Raw genomic sequence first — 20,306 nt, forward strand, 5'->3', positions numbered from 1 at the left:
AAATACTTAAACTTTTTTACCTCCGAAAACGATTTCGGAGTGCCCTATTTTAGAATTTAAACTTTTTTCATCTACTTTGTTTAATTTTGAAACAAACTTTCCGTCAATTATTTTGTCTTCATATTGATAAGCAACATCATTATAAGAGTCTTCATATCTGTGTATTAGATCGTAGAAAATTTTATCATTATTAGGTATATTGAAGTAATTCTCGTAATTGATAAACGTAGTTTCATTTGCAATATGATGCAACCCTTGAAGTATCGAAAAGAAAGTGTATTTCCTTGCTTCTTCTCTATTATAGTCATCAGGATAATGACCAGATTCAATTAAAATAGTATTGTATCCTAATTTTTGAAAATTATCCCCTGTTGCTGTTGGGTAAAACTCATCTGTATATCTACCTACAAAATTAGGAATCACGTTTTGTAACATATTATTCATACTCACAATAACATCCATTGTCGCAATTCTCCCTTTGGTAAGTGCTCTAGTAATTTCTTCCGAAGGTGCTAAAAAGGAAATCGTTGCGGGGTTTTTGGTGCCTTCTACACTAAAAATAGTTCTTTGATCGTGCAGATTAAAACAAAACTGCGGATTGAATTCTTCTAATATACTGCGTAAAAGTTTACTTTCTTTCGCTTCTCTGTTTACTGCATCTCTATTTAAATCAACATTATTTGCATTAACTCTTGTATATGCCAACGCTCCATCAGGGTTTAACATCGGTATAAAAAGCAACGTACATTCTTCTAGTATTTTATGAAAAGTACCTTCAGATGAATTTAGAATACAGTTAAAAAGGTCGAATAATGCTCTTGTACCTGTACTTTCATTTCCATGCATTTGAGACCATAATAATATTTTTTTAGAACCTGTACCTATTTTTAATTGTTGAATAGGTCTGTTTTCTTCGGATGTACCAATTTGAGAAACTTCAAATTTTGAAGTGTATTTAGAAAATAAATTTTCGATGTCTTTATAGGTAATCCATTTTCCATGTAAAGTGTTTTCTTTTTCTGTGGAATAAATATTTTCTAAAAAATCAATTGGTAAAGTATTCATGTTGTGCTGATGTATTTTTTTTTCAAAAATAAAGAATTTTTAAAAGTTAGCTATCATATAAATTTAATCATATAGATATTATTATGATAAAAATAAGCTTCAAAAATTCATTTAAATATTCTATTCTAATCCGTTTTTACAAGAACATTTCGTTACCATTTTTACTGTTACAATTGTTAATAGTTTACAAGTTACAATTGTAAATTCACTAATTGTTACAAATGTAAATCTTGTTTCGAGATACAGATGTTACCGTTGTAAATTGCAAACTGTAACCACTGCTATCTTGGTCAATGTCATGTGAAATTGAATAGTAAATTTTTATAATTAAAAAATAAAATACTATAATTAAGCTGCTTATAGACTTTATTTAAAGTTTAAGTTTACCTTTAAAAACCAACTATTTACTGTTTACAATTATATCTTTTGTTAGTAAGATTAGATTGTATACATTTGTATAAAGAAACAATATTACAATGGTAAACATATCTGAATTTACTGCGCGTTTAAAGCAGGTCATGGAATTTCATCAATTATCCGCCTCTATGTTTGCAGATAAAGTGGGTGTTCAGCGATCTAGTATTTCTCATATTTTGTCTGGAAGAAATAAACCAAGTTTAGATTTTATTCTAAAAGTTACATCAGAATTTAGTGATGTAGATATGTATTGGTTGTTAAATGGAAAAGGTAGTTTTCCTAAAAATTCAGAAACTAAGGCAGCCACTGCTCCAACTTTTTTTAATGAAACTCCGACTGAAACTGTTGGAAAAAAAATACAACGTATTGTTGTTTTTTATTCTGATGGTACTTTTGATGAATATCAGAAATAAGAAAAACACATCTGAATTAGATTTTTTTAAAAACAATTTTTTCTTTTTTATCTACAATTTATAGAATTAGTATAATTTAGTCTTTATGAATACAATTGATATTAGAACCGTAAATGTTGTACAATACTTACAACCTTTACGAGAAGGTGGTTCTTTGCCTGCAATCGTAAAAGCAGATGATGGTTTTTTATATGTACTAAAGTTTAGAGGTGCGGGACAAGGTAAAAAAGCGTTGATCTCAGAATTTATCGGTGGGGAACTTGCAAGAGCAATAGGATTAAAAGTACCTGAATTGGTTTTTATGAACTTAGATGATTCTTTTAGTAAAACGGAACCTGATGAAGAAATTCAGGATTTACTAAAATTTAGTGTTGGTTTAAATTTAGGACTGCATTTTTTATCGAGTGCAATTACTTATGATCCTTTGGTTTCTAAAGTAGATTCACTAACAGCTTCTAAAGTTGTTATTTTAGATAGCTTAATCAGCAATATAGATAGGACTGCAAAAAATACCAATCTTTTAAACTGGAATAATGAGCTTTGGATTATTGATAACGGAGCTAGCTTTTATTTTCATCATAATTGGGCAACTTGGGAAAATCATTTAACAAGAACCTTTCCTTTAATTAAAGACCATGTGCTTTTGCCTAAAGCAACACAATTACAAGAAGCTTCATCAGCAATTAAAAAAGTGATAAATGCAGCGGTTATAGATGAGATAATTGCTAACATTCCAGAAGATTGGTTATTAAATGAAGGAGAAATTTTATCGCCAAAAGAAATAAGAGCAGCGTACATTCAGTTTTTAAATGCGAAACTTTCTATGATTGATCAATTAGTTAAAGAAGCGGAAGATGCAAGATAAAGTTACCTTTGAATACGCTATTATTAGATTGGTGCCAAAAGTGGAACGCGAAGAGTTTTTTAATGTAGGTGTAATTCTGTTTTCTAAACGTAAAAAATTCTTAGGGATAAAATATTACATCAATCCAGATAAATTAAAAGCGTTAGCTCCGGAATTAGAATTAGATTTTTTAAATGATTATTTAAACGCTTGGAAATTAATTTGCGAAGGAAAAGCTTCTGGTGGTAAAATTGGTGCTTTTGATGTTTCCGATCGTTTTAGATGGTTGGCGGCTTGTAGAAGTACTATTATACAGAGTTCTAAAACACATCCTGGTTTATGTGATGAACCAGAAAAAGAATTGAATGATATTTTTGAAAAATATGTTTTGTAAAAATACAGACTAAATATGCATGGAGCTTTTGGAGCATTAACATCATTAATAAAAAAACAAGAAGCTGCTAAGTACAGAAAAAGCACTTTAAAATATGAGCTTCAAAAAAGAAGAGAAAGTTTACTAAAAGACAAACCTGCCCAAGAATTAGAATTTCCTGAGATTTCTAATATCGAAATGAAAATTTTAAAAGAAAAAATCAGAAAACAGTATAAAGCAGATAAGATTAAAAATATCATTATAAACATCTTAATACTTACTTTTGTAGTTGCTGTATTTTATTACATAATAAGTAGTGTCTAGATTATTTTTATCAAATAGAAGAATATGGATTTATTAAAAACTATTTTAGAATTCGAACTTTTTAGTGTCGGAACATATAGCTTAAAGGTTAGCACCTTGTTTATGGTGCTCCTTATTTTTATCATAACAAAAGTTGTGTTATGGTTGCTTAAAAAATCTTTATTTAGAATTAAAGGAGCAGATGAATTTAGCGAAGGAAACATCTATTCCTTATTCCAAATTATAAAATATGTAGTTTGGATTATTGCTTTTGGTTTTATTTTAGAAGCTTTCGGAATTAAAGTAACCATATTAATTGCGGGTTCTGCAGCCTTATTGGTTGGTGTTGGTCTTGGTTTACAGCAAACATTTAATGACGTAATTTCTGGTATTATTTTGCTTTCTGAAAGATCTATTAGGGTTTCTGATGTTTTAGAAATAGACGGCGATATTGTAAAAATACAAGAGATTGGTTTGCGTACTTCTAAAGGATTAAATACAGATGATATTTCTATCATCATCCCTAATTCTTTAATAACCACTAATAAAGTAATTAATTGGAGTCATCAAACACATTTAAATCGTTTTAGAGTTAATATTGGTGTTTCGTACGAAAGTGATGTAGAATTTGTAATTAAAATTTTAGAAGAAAGCGCCAAAGAACATCCAGATGTAGATAGTCAAAAAAACATAGAAGCGAGATTGGTAAGCTTTGGAGATTCTTCTTTAAATTTTCAAGTATTATTTTATAGCAGTACTATTTTTGGTTCTGATAGAATGAAGAGTGATATCCGCAGGGTAATAAGGCGTAAGTTTATAGAAAATGATATTTCCATCCCTTTTCCACAAATGGATATTCACATGAAACCAAGCAAATAACATTACTTAAAAAAACACACAATTAACATTAAACTTTTAACGAAGATTAAAGTCTATATAATGGATTTTAAAACACAACAATCATGGCAAAAAGAAAAACACCAGTATCACTTCAAGTTAGAATTATTCACAGATATTTAGGATATTTTTTATCTGGAATTATGTTTGTGTAAGCTTTAAGCGGAATTATAATGGTGTACAGAAATACCGACTTCTTAAAAACAGAAGTTATTACTGAAGAAAAATTGGCTCCAAATTTAAAGGAACGTCAATTAAAGCCCATCTTTAAAAAAGGTGCAGAAGTAGTTAAAAGAGAAGGTGATGTTATTTATCTTAAAAATGGAACTTATAATAAAGAAACAGGTGTCGCTATTATAAAAAGAAAACAACTTCCTTTTATTCTTGATAAAATGGAACACTTACACAAAGCAAATACCAACAGTCCGCTGTATTTTTTAAACATCTTTTTTGGAGCATCCTTATTGTTTTTTGTGTTTTCTGCTTTTTGGATGTATACACCAAAAATGCCTGTTTTTAAAAAAGGAATGTATTTTACAGCTGGCGGAATTGTGCTAACACTTATTCTGTTGTTTATATAGCACTCAATAAACGTTAAGCAACTTAACTTTTTAATTCGGTTTTACTATTGTTTTTAAGCAGTAGTAAAATCGAATTTTTAATTTATAAAAGCATTTGGTTCTCGACTGCGCTCGAACTGATAATTGGGGTTTGTTTCGAGTGTCATTACGAATAAGGAACGAATGAAGTAATCTTTTTTTAGATAAAGAGATTGCTTCGTTCCTCGCAATGACAAACCTACCGTCATTACGAGGACGATAGGACGAAGTAATCTGTTTATTCTGAGTTACAAATTAACAGATTGCTTCGTAACCTCGCAATGACAATCTGGTTATTTTTCGTTATAATTAAAACACACAGTTTTGTCATTTAGACCTTTGGGAGAAATCACATAAAGTGATGCTATTGTTGTGTTTGTTGTTATGCGGTTTCTCCTATCGTCGAAATGACAATTGGAGTTTTTTTTGTTTGGAGTTTTAAAATAAATAAAACAAAATCCTTATAATTATTCTGCTATATCTTTTAATCCCCAAGCATCTAAGCTTCTAAGAATTGCTTCTAAAGATTGTCCTCTTTTTGTTAGCGTATACTCTACTTTTGGAGGAACAACAGGATATACTTTCCTAGAAATAAGTCCGTCTTTTTCTAACTCTCTTACCGTTTGTGTAAACATTTTGTTAGAAATACCCATTATGTGTTTTTGCAACACTCCAGAACGCAAACCACCTTCTAATAAATGGAATAAAATTAAAGGTTTCCACTTGGTACCTATTAAATTCATCGTGTAATTTAACGGACATGTAATTTTTTCTATCAAATTTTTATTTTTATAATATTGATAATCATTAATTTACTCGTTTAGGTAACTATACTACTTTTTGGTAAGTTATTGATATAAAGGCAAATATAAGTTAAATTTGTAGTCTAAATTATAGATTATGAAAACAAATAAAGAATATCCTAAATCATTCTCACATATTGGTCTTACCGTTCCTAATATTAATGAGGCTGTAAAATTTTATTCGGAAGTAATGGGGTGGTATATTATAATGGAACCTTCTACTGTTAAAAAAGAAACAGAAACTGCCATTGGTAAAATGTGTATTGATGTTTTTGGTGAAGATTGGACCGAATTTGAAATTGCACATTTATCTACTTCAGATGGTATTGGTGTTGAGTTATTTTGTTTTCCGAACGGAATTAAAGAAACGCAAGAATTTAGTCCTTTTAATACAGGTCTTTTTCATTTTTGTATTCAAGATCCAAATATTGAAGCATTGGTCGATAAAATTGTTGCTTACGGAGGAAAACAAAGAATGCCAATTAGAGAATATTCCCCAGAAGATAAGCCTTTTAAAATGTGTTATGTAGAAGATCCTTTCGGAATTGTCTTTGAAGTGTACACGCATAGTTACGAGTTAACCTATTCTTCTGGTGCTTATGCGAAGTAACATAAACTGGTTTGTCATTACGAATGAGGTACAAATGAAGTAATCTGTTTGTTTTGAATTACATGTTAAGAGATTGCTTCGTTCCTCGCAATGACAAACGACTGTCATTACGAGGAAGTATGACGAAGTAATCTGTTTATTATGAGTTACAATCAAGAGATTGCTTCGTAACCTCGAAATGACAAATGGACTGTCATTACGAGGACGACAGGACGAAGTAATCTGTTTATTTTAGGTTACAAATTATGAAATTACTCTCTTCTTCGCAATGATAATTAAAACTGAAATAACCAACCATCAGACAAATCATTCCAATTAGGATTTTCTAAATTTACGATATCATTTTTACGTTTTCTATTTCCTGCTTTTAATTGTTTCTCTCTTGCTATAGCAGAATTTATATCATCATATTCTTCAAAATACACTAATTTATCACAATTGTATTTTGCTGTAAAGCCTTTATACTCTTTCGTTTTATGCTGATAAATTCTTTTTAATAAATTACTAGTAACTCCAATATATAGAACAGTATTATTTTTATTGGTTAAAAAGTAAATGTGGTACTTTTTCATAGTTTTTTCTTCTAAGATAAATGATTTTGTCATTACGAGGAAGTAACCTGTTTATTTTGAGAGCACATTAAGAGATTGCTTCGTAACCTCGCAATGACAAACATGCTGTGTCATTACGAGGACGAAAGGACGAAGTAATCTGTTTGTTTTGAGTACACATTAAGAGATTTCTTCGTTCCTCGCAATGACAAATGGACTGTCATTACGAGGACAATAGGACGAAGTAATCTGTTTGTTTTGAGTTACAAATTAAGAGGTTGCTTCGTTCCTCTCAATGACAATCAGGGTATTTTGCGTTAGAATTAAAACACACAGTTTTGTCATTTCGACCTTCGGGAGAAATCACATAAAGTTATGGTGTTTTTTGTTATGCGTTTTCTCCTATCGTCGAAATGACAATTGGAGATTGTTTTGGATAACAATTGGCTCTCGACTACGCTTGAAATGTCAATAGAAATAAATACAGCTTACCAACAAGTCTAGCCCTGATTGAATGACATGTTTGAGCTCTTTTTTATTCTTTTTCTGAATAAAAAAAGCGAGTAATGAAAGCAGGAAATAGCTTCTAAAAAAAGAACTCCTTTTATTTTTCTAAAAAATTAGCTATTAAATTACTTTCTAAAGTGATTCTAGGAACCTTAAAATCGAAATATTTGTGCAACGGAATTTCAAAGCCTTTGTGATTTAAGTAATTGTTTAAAGCGGTATTTAATCCTTGGCTAAATAAGTGATGGGCTGCTCCTGTTGGATCTTCGTGATATAAATCGTTCTCGGCAAATCCTTTAAATTCTGGCCCAATAATGTTAATCTCAAACTCGTTTGGGTTTTTACCAACCGGACTGTGACTTGTACAGGCAAATTGATGCCAAAAAGCAGACTGAATACAATTGTTGTAAAATAACTGACGTACCACTTCTAGAGAATCGATGGTTTCTTGTGCCGTTTCTGTAGGAAAACCAAACATTAAATAGGCATGCACCATAATGTTTTCGTCAGCAAAAGCTTTGGTAACGCGAGCAACCTGACCAATATCTACTCCTTTTTTCATCTTTGCCAATAACCTGTCCGAAGCTACCTCTAATCCGCCGGTTACGGCAATACAACCCGATTTTGATAATAATGCACAAAGTTCTGGTGTAAAAGTTTTTTCGAAACGAATGTTGGTCCACCACGTAATGTACACTTTGCGCTCCATTAACTTATTTGCCAAGGCTCTTAACATTTTTGGTGGCGCTGCTTCGTCTACAAAGTGAAAACCTGTAATTCCGGTTTCTGATATTATTTTTTCAATCTTATTTACCAAATCATCGGCAGTGGTGTTTTCGTAATTGCTAATATAATCTAGCGTAACATCACAAAAAGAGCATTGTTTCCAATAACAACCGTGAGAAATGGTGAGTTTATTCCACTTTCCGTCAGACCACATTCTGTGCATCGGATTCATTACATCTAAAAAAGACAAATATTTTTCCGTTGGCAAACCAATATAACTTGGCGCTGGTAAGTTTTTATGATGAAAAATAGTGTTGGGCAATTTATTTGCATACACTACTTTGTTGTCTCTACAGATATAGGTTCTTTCTAGTTGGTCCTCGCCTACTTTACCTGCAATAAATTCGGTAATTCTTAACAACGGACCTTCGCCATCATCTAAGGTGATGAAATCTACAAAATCGAAAATTCTAGGATCCGACAAACGTCTTAATTCGGTATTGCAATAACCGCCACCCATTCCGATTTTAACGGTTGAATAGTTTTGTTTGATAAACTGAGCGCATCGCAACGCAGAAAATAAATTACCAGGAAAAGGAACTGTAAAACAAACTAAATCATAATTGTCTTCTTGTAATTTTTCGTCTAACAAATACAGCATTTCATCTTCTATCAGCGTAGTTTCAAACTGTAAACATTCGTCTAACTCATCGAAACTAGAGGCTGCTCTACCGATTTGTTCTGCATAGCGTGTAAATGAGAAAAACTCGTCTACATTTTGGTTGATAAAATCGCCCAATTCTTCTACAAACAACGTGGCAATATGTTTGGCTTTGTCTAAGATTCCTAATTTACCAAACTCGGTACTTAAATCTTTTTCTAATTTTATGCGTCGGTGTCCGTGTGGCAAATAATCTTTATGCACAATTTGATACGCTGCCGTAACTTCTTGCACACGTAAATAATTCATTACAGAGTCTACTTTATTGATGTACTCTTCCTTTTGTTGCCAAACCAAAGGCAATTCTTTACCACCCAGCATTTCTGCTTGTTTAAAAATGGCGTCTATAAATTCTTTGGTAAACACTGCGGTAAATAACTCAATACTTAAATCCATTTGAGTTGTTTGTACCTCTTTAGAATCTAAAAATCCTTTAATGTAAGCGGTTGCAGGATACGCAGTATTTAACTGTGTAAATGGTGGTGTTATTAAAAGTGTGTTTATAGACATAAATAAAATAAAGTGCAAAGATACTACCTCATTTAGGAAAAGGACAGAAAACTTTTGTTGGTTTTTGTTGATGGGGATTTGGAAGGGGTTTTTGGTTTATTTAATTACTTAAAAAAGGAATAAAACGGAAACCCGTAACAATTATAGTTTAATTTTTTAGAATTTTGATTTAAGTAAATTTAACCTTAAAGAAAATAAAAAAAACTTTCAAAAAAGATACTATTATTAGTCAAAAAACTAAACTAACTAGTTCTATTTATAAAATATTAAAATGCAATATAGGAGTATTTTAATTAGCTTAATTTTACATAAAAAAATGAAAGAAAAGTTATGGAACATTATAGAAGATAATACATCTAAAAAGGGTAAAATATTTGATTATTTCATTCAAATCCTAATCCTTTTATCACTTATAGCTTTTACAATTGAAACCCTTCCCAATAACTCAAAAAACACGATTAATATTCTAAAATATTTTGAATTATTCTGTATTATATTTTTTTCTATTGAATATTTCTTAAGGATTTACGTTTCAAAAAAACCTTTAAAATATATTTTTAGCTTTTATGGAATAATTGATTTTGTTGCTATTTTCCCTTTCTTTCTTAGTGGTGCATATGATTTTAGATCATTAAGAGCTTTTAGGATTTTTAGAATATTTAGAGCTTTAAAATTAATTAGATACAACAAAGCTATAGCAAGATTTCATATCGCAGCTAAAATTGTAAAAGAAGAAATAATACTATTTTTAATAGTAACTTCTATTTTCATTTTCCTAGCATCAGCAGGGATATACTTTTTCGAAAATAAAGCTCAACCGGAAATTTTTACTTCTGTCATACATAGTGGTTGGTGGGCAATTGTAACGTTAACAACTGTTGGTTATGGAGATGTATATCCGATAACAGTTGGAGGGAAAATATTTACTTTTTTCATTTTATTAATTGGTGTTGGAATTGTAACAATCCCAGCAGGTTTAGTTGCAAGTGCATTATCGAAAGCTAGAGAAGTAGAAGAAGAAAACATTAAAAATAAATAAATATGAACATATTAAACGACATCGTTAGTGGAGCATCTAGACAATTTGGAAGAGAGTTCGGACGTGCAGGAGCTAATGCAATATTAAAAGGAGCGAATTCATATACTATAAAAGGGAAAAGTGACTATTCTGGAAGAATTAAACCATCTGACAGTCATATAGTAAAAACTATAAAAGAGATTCAAAAAGTAAAATTTGTATCAACCAACAAAGCAAATACGTCAAGACTAATAGAAATAACTGATTTAATACTATCAAGCATCTCTTTTAAAGGGAATGAAACTTTAAATGAATTAACAGAACTAAATGAACTTGTTAATCAATACAATAATAAATTTAATCATGGAAGCAGTTTAATTGATGAGGATTTTAAAGATAAGAGTATTGACTATCTAAAAGAGAAACGAAAAGAATTTGCTGATTTAATGGATGCTTTTAATGAAAATACTAAAACATTTATAAACAAAAAACTTAGATTAGCTAAACAAAAAAGGAAATCAAAAAGAACAGCAACTATTCTTGCGTTCCCTATTTTAGGAGGCCTAGGTATTCATAAATTTTATTTAGGGAATATTGGTCAAGGAGTTTTATATTTTTTATTTTCATTTCTATTAATTCCTGCAATAATTTCTCTATTTGAATTTATTTCATATTTATCAATGTCAGTAGAAAGTTTTGATATTAAATTTAATCCAGAATATAGTTATTATAGTCAATTTAAAACAAGAAATTAGACGTAAACCTAGCCAATATAAATATCAAAAAATACGCTTTCTTATAACATTTAATAAAATACTTAAATAAAGACTACCAAATTTAGTTTTCAATGAGTTACTTGCAAATCAAACCAATTAAAATTGGTGAAAAAATATTAATAACATTAATTATAAAATAATCAAAGAATAAAAAAAGATAAAGTCTATTAAGAGCATCATCACTTAATACAAAAGCTCCTTTATTTGAAATCAATATTAATTAAAATGACTATTTATACTTGTCCTTTTTTTCATTCAAAAAATATAACTTTGTCGTCTACGGTTATGGTAGATTAACTCGCTGAATAAACGAATTAATCTACCCAATTAGAAAATAAAAAATCCCCACACCTTGCCATTAACCATAAAACAACCAAGAATAAAATGTTACAAATGCATGCGCTCTTCAAGCACGTGTATTTGCAAATACATTAGTTCTTTGCAGACGAAGACGCGTTTTATTATTTTGATGCATCCAAAGGAGTACAAAAAAGAAAAAAAAGGAACGGGTTACATGACGAATCTTCAACTTGAAAATTCAGAAATAATTGTTGGTGTCGATTTTACCAATAATGAACGTATCAATGAACTATTAATTCAAGAAAATAGTACGTCTTTCTTATTGTATCCTGGCAAGGACAGTTTTAACTTATCGACAAGAAAAAGTGCAGAAATACAAACGGTTATTGGGAACAATGCGAACATTTTTATTCTAGATGGTACTTGGCCTTGCGCCCGAAAAATGCTGAAACTGAGCACCAACTTGCAAGCTTTAAAAAGAGTGAGTTTTGATAACAAGATCATATCAAAATTTATTATTAAGCAGCAACCAGATCCTCTTTGTTTAAGTACTATTGAGTCGGTTTATACAGTCTTAAATTTATTAAATAAAGCCGACTTGGAACAATGCGATACCAAAGACTTTTTAATTCCGTTTGAAAAAATGATTGCGTATCAACTAGAATATACGCTAGACCCAACAAATAAAAATTATTGTGCTACAGAAAACAGCACAGAAATTTCTAAAAATCTGTATAAAAAATCGACAGAAAGACGTGTTATTTTTGAATAAGAATAAATGTAATTTATTAATTCGTAGTGTTTTAAATTGCGCCATCTATACGCTTTGTTAAAACTTCCTTAAGAGTCTTAATACTTACTACTTTCTGTATAAAAAATCTTAAATTCGTTACTGCTTACTCCTAATTTTGAGGAGTATTTTTAGAACATTACACTGAGTTTACCACATATAAAGACAAAAAAATGAAAACTTTAAGAGAACAAACAGATGCTAAAATAGCTGCAGGACGAAATGCAAAACCAGAATTTATGAAAGGTGTTGATGCCGTTATTGAGAAAGCAAAAGCTTTTGAAGAAGGAAAAAATGCACTAAAAGTTGGCGAAAAAAAACCAATTTTTCACTACCAAACCCTGATGGAAAATTAATTTCTTTAGATGTTTTATTAGAAAAAGGTCCGTTGGTAATTACATTTTATCCTGGAGATTGGTGCCCGTATTGTAACTTACAATTAAGAGCATTACAAGCTAGATTACCTGAAATGGATGCACTTGGCGCAAGCTTGGTTGCTATTAGTCCGCAAGTACCAGACGATTCCTTAACCAAAAGTGAAATTAGCGAAATGGATTTTACGGTATTATCAGATCAAGACGCAAAAACAGCTACAAAATATGGAGTTGCCTGGAAAGTGCCTGATTTTTTAGTGGAACATATGCGTGTAGATAGAGGTCTAGATTTAGACAAAGTAAATAACGGAGATGGAAGTATATTGCCAATACCTGCTACCTTTATTTTAGGGCAAGACGGCGTTGTTGCTTGGAACTATGTAAATGTAGATTACAGAACACATTCTGAACCAGAAGAAATTATTGAAGCTTTAAAAAAGATTTCTTAAATTATTTATATTTGAATATCACTTTAAAAAAAATCCATGAAAATTAAAATGATCACCCTTTTTATCACCGCTTTATTAACTGTTAATTTACAAACATCTGCACAAGAAAGTACAGATACTTTATTAAAAAACGCACAAGCAATCGCTAAAAAAGAAGGAAAAGCTATCTTTATTAAGTTTGAAGCTTCTTGGTGTGGTTGGTGTCATAAAATGACCAAAGACATGAAAGCAGAAACCACAAAAAAGTTCTTTGCAGATAATTATGTAATGTTGCCTGTTGTGGTTAAAGAATCTAAAGATAAAAAACATTTAGAAAACCCAGGTTCAGATCTATTATTAAAGAAGTACAATGGCGATACAGCAGGTTTGCCTTTTTGGGTTGTTTTAGATGCAGACTTAAAGGTAATTACCAATTCTTATGATGCAAATGGTAATAGTTTAGGTGCTCCAGGAAGTGCAGAAGAAGTAACGGTATTTATCGAAAAAATAAAGAAATCTGCCAAAAAAGTTACGGCAAGCGATATTGAAAATATTACAAATCAATTTGTAATGAAAAAATAAAAAGCAGATACAACTCAGTTATAGTACAAAATAAGCATCCAACATTTTAGATAATGTTGGATGTTTTCTGTTAAATCCTTTTTCTGTTTTCAGCAAAACAAACTCTACAAAATACTTTACAGTATAAAAGTTTTACTATAAATTTAAAAAATTAAAAAATATCTGGTTTTTAAAACAACAACTCCCCTATTTTTTAAAATTTAAATCCGAAATTTAAAAAGACTAAAACAGTTTTTGTTTCCTTAAAATAGTAAGAATGAAATTTATACAAATTAAAAAGCTACTCCTATTTTTTATCCCATTAACTGTAATAACATATTTAGTTATCGATAATTATTATACGATTATTACTAAAAATCAGTTGGAAATTATTAAGAATGGAGCTGCTAATGATTTGAATTCTAAAGGGATTTTAATTAATGATATGTATAAATATCTTGCAAAAGACATTGATATTATTGATTGGGAATACAAAAAAGATTTTGCGCTAGATTTAGAACCAAATAAAGACAAACTAGAAGCCTTTTTTCTTCACTTGGCAAATTTACAAACTACTTATGATCAAGTTCGTTTTATAGATACATTGGGTAATGAAATTGTTCGTGTAGATTTTGATAGTATCAATGCCGCAAAAGTTACAGATTTTAAGAAGCTTCAGAATAAAAGTGATCGTTACTATTTTAAAAATGCTCAGAAATTAGAAAAAGACGATATCTATTTTTCGAATATCGATTTGAATATGGAATATGGTAAAATTGAAATTCCATACAATCCTGTACTTAGAGTCGCTAAAAAAGTATATACCACTGATGGAAATTGGAATGGTGTATTGATTATCAATTATTTTATGGACAATCTGTTTCATAAATTATCTACCCAAAGCAATCTAGAATATGCTAGTTTTGAACTAAGAACAGCAGAGGGTTTCAACTTAGTTTCAGAAGACACACACAAGAACTTTAAGCACATTACGTCTAGTTCTGATAGTTTGGCATTATACAACACAAACCAAGAATTTTGGAATGAAATTCAGAAAAATCCGGTTGGAAATTATGCGTCTAAAGATGTAATCTATCTGTATAAAAAATTAAAAATAGATAGCAACAGCACAAAAAGCAGTCATTATAAAGACAACACATCATTCTTACTTATTCATAAAATAGATCTAAAAAAAATACATGCCTCTCAGTTTATTTATGCTATTTACAAATGGGGTTCTTTTATTATTATCCTTGTTTTAATTCTATTTGTGTTATTGGGAATTCAATATTACAATCATAAATTACATGTTCAAAATAAAACCTTACGTGGCAATAATGAGGAATTAGAAGGTTTAAAAAATAAGCTTCAAAAAACGTTAAGAATAAAACTAGATGAATTAAAACTGACAGAGAAAAAGTTTTATTCTATCTTTAATAATGCAGGTATTGGTATTACACTAATCGATTTAGCAGGAAAACCTGTATTTACAAACAAAAAATTAATAGATGTTTTAGGGTACTCTGAAGAGGAACTGAAACAAATGACGTTTTCAGATTTTACGCATCCCGATGATTTAGAAACCGATTTGATTCTCTTTAACAAACTAATCAATAGAGATATTAGTTCTTATAATATTGAAAAACGATATATCTGTAAAGATACCTCTGTTATTTGGGGAGATTTAAGCGTATCGTTATTATTGAATAAAGAAAATGAGATTATAAACATTATTGGTGCTGTTAGTGATATTACAGAGCGTAAAGAAGCGCAAAGAGAAACTAAAAACCTTAAAAAAATAATTCACAGTTTAAATTATATTGCATCAGTTTTAAAAATTGATTCTACAGAGAATATTTCTGAAGTAAATGAATCTGTCAATTTAGTAAAATACATAGAAAAGCAATCGGAAGATATTTTGAATGCCAACAAAGCCAGAGAAGAGCTTTTAACAAATTTAGAACACAAAAACACCGAGTTAAACAACTATGCACATATTGTTTCTCATGATTTAAAATCGCCATTACGAAGCATTTATACGTTACTAAATTGGATTCAAGAAGAACCAGAAAATACATTAACAGAAGAAAGCAATATGTATGCTCAGTTAATTCTTGAGAACCTAGAAAAAATGGAATCTTTAATTACAGGAATCTTAAGTTACTCAAGTATAGATGATGATAAAATGTCTGAATACGAGATTAACACGCATGATTTGGTAAACGAGATTGTAAAATTAATTCTTGTACCAAAATCTATTGAAATTAAGATAGATCAAAACCTTCCTGTTGTTAATGGGAACAAGCATCGAATTCTTCAGGTTTTTCAGAATTTAATTCAGAATGCCATTAAAAGTTTTACAAATGAAACAGGTAAAATTGAAGTTGGTGTAAAAGAAATGCCTGATTTTTGGGAGTTCTACGTAAAAGATAACGGAAAAGGAATTGAAGAAAAATACTTCAAAAAAATATTTGAGCTATTTCAAAGTATTGATGAGAGTGAAACTAAATCTGGAATTGGGCTTTCTATTGTTAAGAAAGTAATCCATTTTTACAAAGGAAAGATTTGGGTTAAAAGCGAGGTTGCTAAAGGAACTACTTTTTACTTTACGCTTCCTAAGATTTCAAATAAATAAAAAACACTTTTAATATCTCCTTTTAAAGGTGATAAAACAAAAAAAATCTAAACTTGTTGAGCTTAGATTTTTTGTTTTAAGAGAATATGTCAGTAACAATGGTTATAATAACTTTGCCATACCTTCTTTTATGATCTCTGTATTTCTAACTTTATTAGCAGTGTCTTTTGCTTTTTGATCATTTACCATGGTTCTCATTAAATTAATAACCACTTTATCAAAATTAAATGATTTGTATTGCGTTCCTTTTACCACCATATCATCTACTAAATTCTGAATTGCCTCAGAATTATTGCTTTCTGATATTTGTTTAAAGGCTTTTTGATACAAGCTTTTTGTAGTATCCTCACCTGTTAAAAACATACCAGATAAGACACTTTTTGCTATAAAAGGTAATTCGTTTTCATCTTTTTCTTCAATGTAAATACGTGTTAAAGGCGTTGCTAATATTTTTCTAATTTCATCTGGTAATTCTCTAGACTTGGCAACTGCTGTTGGTTTGTCTATATAATACATGGCAACCAAAGATTTTCCTATTACAGAATACGATTTACTTTGTAAGCCTTTCTCGAAAATGCTTTTTAACTCTGGATCTGTTAATTTACCTAAGGTTTCAATAGCGGTTGCTTGCACCAATGTTTTTGGATCATTATTTGCGATTTGCATTATTTTATGAATGGCATCCTTTTTAGAAAACTTATTAATTAAATCTATTTTCTGTAAAGCTAGAATTCTAATTTTGTATGATGGATCGCTCATTGCAGCTTCCACAGCACTAAAAGCGTCTTTTTCTTCTTGTTTTTTTGCTACTTCTAACAATGCTTCTCTTCTATGTGCATAGTTTTCTGCATTTTTTAACTGAAAGATGTAATCACTTAAAACCTTATTTTCTGTAATTTCAGATAGTAAAACTCCGTCTGCATTTATCTGAATCAACGTTGGTTGTTTTGTGTACGGAAAGGTAAAAGAGGCATCATTTCCATTTACAAAAACGTTGTGTCTTGTTTTTTGTCCGTTTTCGAAAATATCAATGGCTAAAGGAAATTTAAATTCATTTACATTCAATTGTAAAAGGTTTATCGTTACCTTTTTCTGAATGGTATTGTAGTCATAAGAAACCTCAATTCTTGGGTGTCCTGCTCCAAAATACCATTGGTTAAAAAACCAGTTTAAATCTTTACCTGTTATTTTTTCAAAAACCAATCTTAATTGATGTACTTCTGCTGCTTGGTATTTATTTTCAGTTAAGAAAGTTTTTAATCCTAAGAAAAAAGCATCATCACCTAAGTAATTACGTAACATGTGTAAGATAGCGCCACCTTTATTATAGCTTACTAAATCGAACATATCTTCTTTATCAACATAGTTAAAACGAACCAAATGTTTATCTGTATTTTGTCCGTCTAAATAAGCCTGACAATCTTCAAACAAATGCATGTCTGCATCTAATTTACCGTATTTATGCTCTCTCCATAAATACTCACTATAATTAGCAAAAGACTCATTTAATGTTAAGTTAGACCAACTTTCTGTAGTTACTAAATTACCAAACCAATGGTGAAAAATCTCGTGTGCAATAGTGTTTTCTTGTACATTTTCATCAATTAATTGACCTGGTGTTTGGTAGGCTTGTTCTCCATGAATTACAGCTGTTGTGTTTTCCATAGCTCCAGAAACATAATCTCTACCTACAATTTGGCTATATTTATTCCAAGGATATTCTACTCCTAAAATTTTAGAAAAGAAACCAATCATTTCTGGTGTCAACCCAAAAATATCTTTTGCATACGGTGCATATTCTTTTTCTACATAGTAATCTACAGGAATGTCTTTGTAAGAATCTTTAATCACTTCATACTCGCCTACTCCCATAAAAAATAAATAAGGCGCATGCTTTTGATCCATTTTCCAATAATCAGTTCTGTCAGTTCCGTTTTCTATTTGACTCATTAACTTTCCGTTAGAAAGTGTGACAAACTTTTTAGGAACCGTAATATAAATTTCTTGGGTAGTTTTCTGATTCGGACTATCAATTGTAGGAAACCAACAGCTACTTGCTTCTGTTTCACCTTGTGTCCATATTTGGGTAGGTTTGTTTTTGTCTAAACCATCTGCATTTATAAAATACAAACCTTTTGCATCGGTAATTGCTGCACTTCCTTTTTGTTGTACTTTTTCTGGACGTGCTGTATATTTAATGTAAAGCGTAAATTCTTCGTCTTTTTTATATTCTTTTGGCAAATCGATAACAATGCTTGCATCATCATAATTGTAATTGTAATCTAACTTCTTATTATCTAAAGAAATTTGATGAATAATCATTGCCTTTGCATCTAACGTAATTTTGTTTGTTGCATAAAAATGAGGTTTGGCAGTTACCCAAGCTTCTCCGTTTAACTGTTTTTCTTTAAAATTAAAATCTACCTTTAATTTTGTGTGAACTAGATCGTTAATTTTATCTCTTTCTGGTTTATAAGTAGTATGTGTTTGAGAAAAACTGATTGTATTCACTAATACCAAAACAAAAAACAGCACTTTTTTAATCATCATAAATTATATTTTCGTAAAGTTTCAAAAGTAATAAATATAACTAGTGAAATTCGTTAATTAGCCGTTAAATAGTTGATAGTTACAGTTGCTGTCTTTTATGTTTTATATCTATGATGTAAAAAAAGGAGCAAAAGAAAAGAAAACTTGCAATTTTGTTATTTTAAATGCAGAAAACAGCCACATAAAGCTACTTATACATTGGCTTTCTTTATGTTGAAATTTTAATTTTCACAGAAAAGACAATTATAGATCTCATTCATTTTTTAGAAATATCATTATCGTTTAAAATAGAAGTAATTGATTCCAAGGCAAAAAAAAGCTGTAACTTCTTTAGAAATTACAGCTTTATACTTTTAAAAAAAAGATCTTATTTTCCACTAAAAATGGCACTAAATTGCTCTAGATTCACGTTGTCTCCATCAAGCTTAACGCTATTCATCATTTCTATAATTTTAGCTGGATTCATGTGATCTCCCAATAAACGGGCAACACCTATTCCTACTTCTTCTCCGTAACCAAAAGCAATTACTTCGTCTATAGATTCTGTATCTCCAGTATAATAAAGGCTTACATGCATTCCTTTTGCTTTTAAAGACATCAAAGATTTGTAATCTTCATTATCCTTAAAAATACTTTTTAATTTTGTTTTTTCAACTTCATAAGCTGCTTCATTTCCTTTAATAGGCAATGCAACTACGTTTACTTTTCGAATACTTTTTAAAGTTTCTTTAGCTTCTTCAGAAACAGCATCCGATTTTAATTGTAAAAAACTAGTAGGAATGTCTACTGTGATAAAACCTGTTTTTTCTTGACTTTCTACTAGATATCCTTGTAATGATTTTTCATTTTTACAAGACGTAATCATGAATATAAGTAATAAAAGAGAAAATATTTTGGTGATATTTTTCATACTATGTTTAGTTTTAGTTATTTAAAATTATCTATTAGATCAAAGTCAAATAAGCCTTTAACTAAGTTCTCGACTGCACTCTAATAGATTTTTATGCATTATTAATTACTTCTTTTTAGAAAAAGTATCTGCTAATTCAGACATTTTATTAATGTCTATGTTTCCTGTTAAAGAAACCACCATAGCTTCTGCATTTCCATTGGTTTGTTTATCCATACCTTTAATAAACATTAATACTTCACTAACAAAATCTTTGTTTTTTGTAGACTGTACATAAATTTTTACACGAGAATTGTCATCTTTAATACGCATTAACTGTGTTAAATTTTGTTTTTTAATGGCGGTGTTTGCCATAGCTTCCATTTTGTTTGCAATGTCTGCATCTTTGGTAGAAAACATTTTAAACTCTTTTAAATCTTGAATCATTTGAAAGACTTTCATCCCTTCATTATCATCTACATTTACATTTTTAAATTTAGAGATTAACTCAAAAGCATCTTTGGTAACAACTACCATATCTACTCCATTCATATCTTCTAAAGTATCAAAAAAGGACTGTGCGCTGGTTACCATTGGGGCAATCACTAACGCTATTAATATTGCTATTTTTTTCATAATTTCTGTG

The 20,306-nt window shown here is 29.9% G+C and carries 21 protein-coding genes; 14 read left to right on the forward strand and 7 right to left on the reverse strand.

The features are described from left to right. Positions 1-6: 6 nt before the first annotated feature. A complete protein-coding gene (locus WG945_RS02485) occupies positions 7-1,065 on the reverse strand; it encodes a M14 family zinc carboxypeptidase (RefSeq protein ID WP_068452781.1) in 1,059 nt (352 codons plus the stop codon). Positions 1,066-1,541: 476 nt separating this feature from the next. On the opposite strand from WG945_RS02485, the gene WG945_RS02490 reads away from it, so the two are divergent. From WG945_RS02490 to WG945_RS02515, 6 genes are all read left to right on the forward strand, one after another. Further along, positions 1,542-1,895 carry a helix-turn-helix domain-containing protein gene (locus tag WG945_RS02490; protein ID WP_068452784.1) on the forward strand — a complete coding sequence of 118 codons (354 nt, stop codon included), beginning with the start codon at positions 1,542-1,544 and terminating at the stop codon, positions 1,893-1,895. 85 nt (positions 1,896-1,980) lie between these two features. Further along, entirely contained in the window at positions 1,981-2,760 is a 780-nt protein-coding gene (locus tag WG945_RS02495) for a HipA family kinase (protein WP_068452787.1), read from the forward strand. Continuing rightward, complete coding sequence (locus WG945_RS02500; protein WP_068452790.1) at positions 2,750-3,133, forward strand: DUF3037 domain-containing protein; 384 nt, start codon at positions 2,750-2,752, stop codon at positions 3,131-3,133. Before WG945_RS02495 ends, WG945_RS02500 begins: the two co-directional genes overlap by 11 nt. Before the next feature lie 15 nt (positions 3,134-3,148). Continuing rightward, positions 3,149-3,436 carry a hypothetical protein gene (locus tag WG945_RS02505; RefSeq protein WP_068452793.1) on the forward strand — a complete coding sequence of 96 codons (288 nt, stop codon included), beginning with the start codon at positions 3,149-3,151 and terminating at the stop codon, positions 3,434-3,436. Between the two features lie 24 nt (positions 3,437-3,460). Beyond that, positions 3,461-4,294 carry a mechanosensitive ion channel family protein gene (locus WG945_RS02510; protein ID WP_068452797.1) on the forward strand — a complete coding sequence of 278 codons (834 nt, stop codon included), beginning with the start codon at positions 3,461-3,463 and terminating at the stop codon, positions 4,292-4,294. Between the two features lie 191 nt (positions 4,295-4,485). Further along, complete coding sequence (locus tag WG945_RS02515; protein WP_317039206.1) at positions 4,486-4,893, forward strand: hypothetical protein; 408 nt, start codon at positions 4,486-4,488, stop codon at positions 4,891-4,893. A gap of 485 nt (positions 4,894-5,378) precedes the next feature. Here the strand turns inward: WG945_RS02515 and WG945_RS02520 are convergent, their stop codons facing one another. Beyond that, positions 5,379-5,654 carry a winged helix-turn-helix transcriptional regulator gene (locus tag WG945_RS02520; RefSeq protein WP_068452800.1) on the reverse strand — a complete coding sequence of 92 codons (276 nt, stop codon included), beginning with the start codon at positions 5,652-5,654 and terminating at the stop codon, positions 5,379-5,381. Between the two features lie 157 nt (positions 5,655-5,811). Between WG945_RS02520 and WG945_RS02525 the strand changes: the two genes are divergently transcribed. Then, complete coding sequence (locus WG945_RS02525; RefSeq protein ID WP_068452806.1) at positions 5,812-6,324, forward strand: VOC family protein; 513 nt, start codon at positions 5,812-5,814, stop codon at positions 6,322-6,324. A gap of 275 nt (positions 6,325-6,599) precedes the next feature. On the opposite strand, the gene WG945_RS02530 is transcribed toward WG945_RS02525, so the two are convergent. Then, positions 6,600-6,896: a GIY-YIG nuclease family protein gene (locus WG945_RS02530; protein ID WP_068453017.1), complete on the reverse strand. Its 297-nt coding sequence runs from the start codon at positions 6,894-6,896 to the stop codon at positions 6,600-6,602. Positions 6,897-7,479: 583 nt separating this feature from the next. Then, positions 7,480-9,339, reverse strand: a complete 1,860-nt coding sequence (locus WG945_RS02535; RefSeq protein ID WP_068452811.1) for a B12-binding domain-containing radical SAM protein — start codon at positions 9,337-9,339, stop codon at positions 7,480-7,482. 316 nt (positions 9,340-9,655) lie between these two features. Between WG945_RS02535 and WG945_RS02540 the strand changes: the two genes are divergently transcribed. From WG945_RS02540 to WG945_RS02570, 7 genes are all read left to right on the forward strand, one after another. Continuing rightward, a complete protein-coding gene (locus WG945_RS02540; RefSeq protein ID WP_068452813.1) occupies positions 9,656-10,378 on the forward strand; it encodes an ion transporter in 723 nt (240 codons plus the stop codon). Between the two features lie 2 nt (positions 10,379-10,380). Further along, complete coding sequence (locus WG945_RS02545) at positions 10,381-11,112, forward strand: TM2 domain-containing protein (RefSeq protein ID WP_231874712.1); 732 nt, start codon at positions 10,381-10,383, stop codon at positions 11,110-11,112. 373 nt (positions 11,113-11,485) lie between these two features. Further along, positions 11,486-12,205, forward strand: coding sequence for a tRNA-uridine aminocarboxypropyltransferase (locus WG945_RS02550; protein WP_262501975.1), 720 nt, complete (start codon positions 11,486-11,488; stop codon positions 12,203-12,205). 191 nt (positions 12,206-12,396) lie between these two features. Continuing rightward, positions 12,397-12,579 (forward strand): hypothetical protein, encoded by a 183-nt coding sequence (locus WG945_RS02555; protein ID WP_231874714.1) that lies wholly within the window; start codon positions 12,397-12,399, stop codon positions 12,577-12,579. Then, entirely contained in the window at positions 12,579-13,046 is a 468-nt protein-coding gene (locus WG945_RS02560; RefSeq protein ID WP_231874720.1) for a peroxiredoxin-like family protein, read from the forward strand. The genes WG945_RS02555 and WG945_RS02560 overlap by 1 nt, the downstream gene beginning before the upstream one ends. Positions 13,047-13,082: 36 nt before the next feature. Continuing rightward, complete coding sequence (locus tag WG945_RS02565; RefSeq protein ID WP_068452820.1) at positions 13,083-13,607, forward strand: thioredoxin family protein; 525 nt, start codon at positions 13,083-13,085, stop codon at positions 13,605-13,607. A gap of 256 nt (positions 13,608-13,863) precedes the next feature. Next, complete coding sequence (locus WG945_RS02570) at positions 13,864-16,221, forward strand: sensor histidine kinase (RefSeq protein WP_068452823.1); 2,358 nt, start codon at positions 13,864-13,866, stop codon at positions 16,219-16,221. 102 nt (positions 16,222-16,323) lie between these two features. Here the strand turns inward: WG945_RS02570 and WG945_RS02575 are convergent, their stop codons facing one another. The 3 genes from WG945_RS02575 to WG945_RS02585 all read right to left on the reverse strand — a co-directional run bounded on the left by WG945_RS02575 (position 16,324) and on the right by WG945_RS02585 (position 20,296). Continuing rightward, entirely contained in the window at positions 16,324-18,771 is a 2,448-nt protein-coding gene (locus WG945_RS02575; RefSeq protein ID WP_068452826.1) for a M1 family metallopeptidase, read from the reverse strand. Between the two features lie 367 nt (positions 18,772-19,138). Next, the gene (locus WG945_RS02580; RefSeq protein ID WP_068452830.1) at positions 19,139-19,681 is read right to left on the reverse strand and encodes a DUF4252 domain-containing protein; all 543 of its coding nucleotides are present in this window, start codon (positions 19,679-19,681) and stop codon (positions 19,139-19,141) included. Between the two features lie 105 nt (positions 19,682-19,786). Next, positions 19,787-20,296, reverse strand: a complete 510-nt coding sequence (locus tag WG945_RS02585) for a DUF4252 domain-containing protein (protein ID WP_068452841.1) — start codon at positions 20,294-20,296, stop codon at positions 19,787-19,789. Positions 20,297-20,306: the final 10 nt, after the last annotated feature.

It is taken from the genome of Polaribacter atrinae (genome assembly GCF_038023995.1).
GTDB lineage: Bacteria > Bacteroidota > Bacteroidia > Flavobacteriales > Flavobacteriaceae > Polaribacter > Polaribacter atrinae.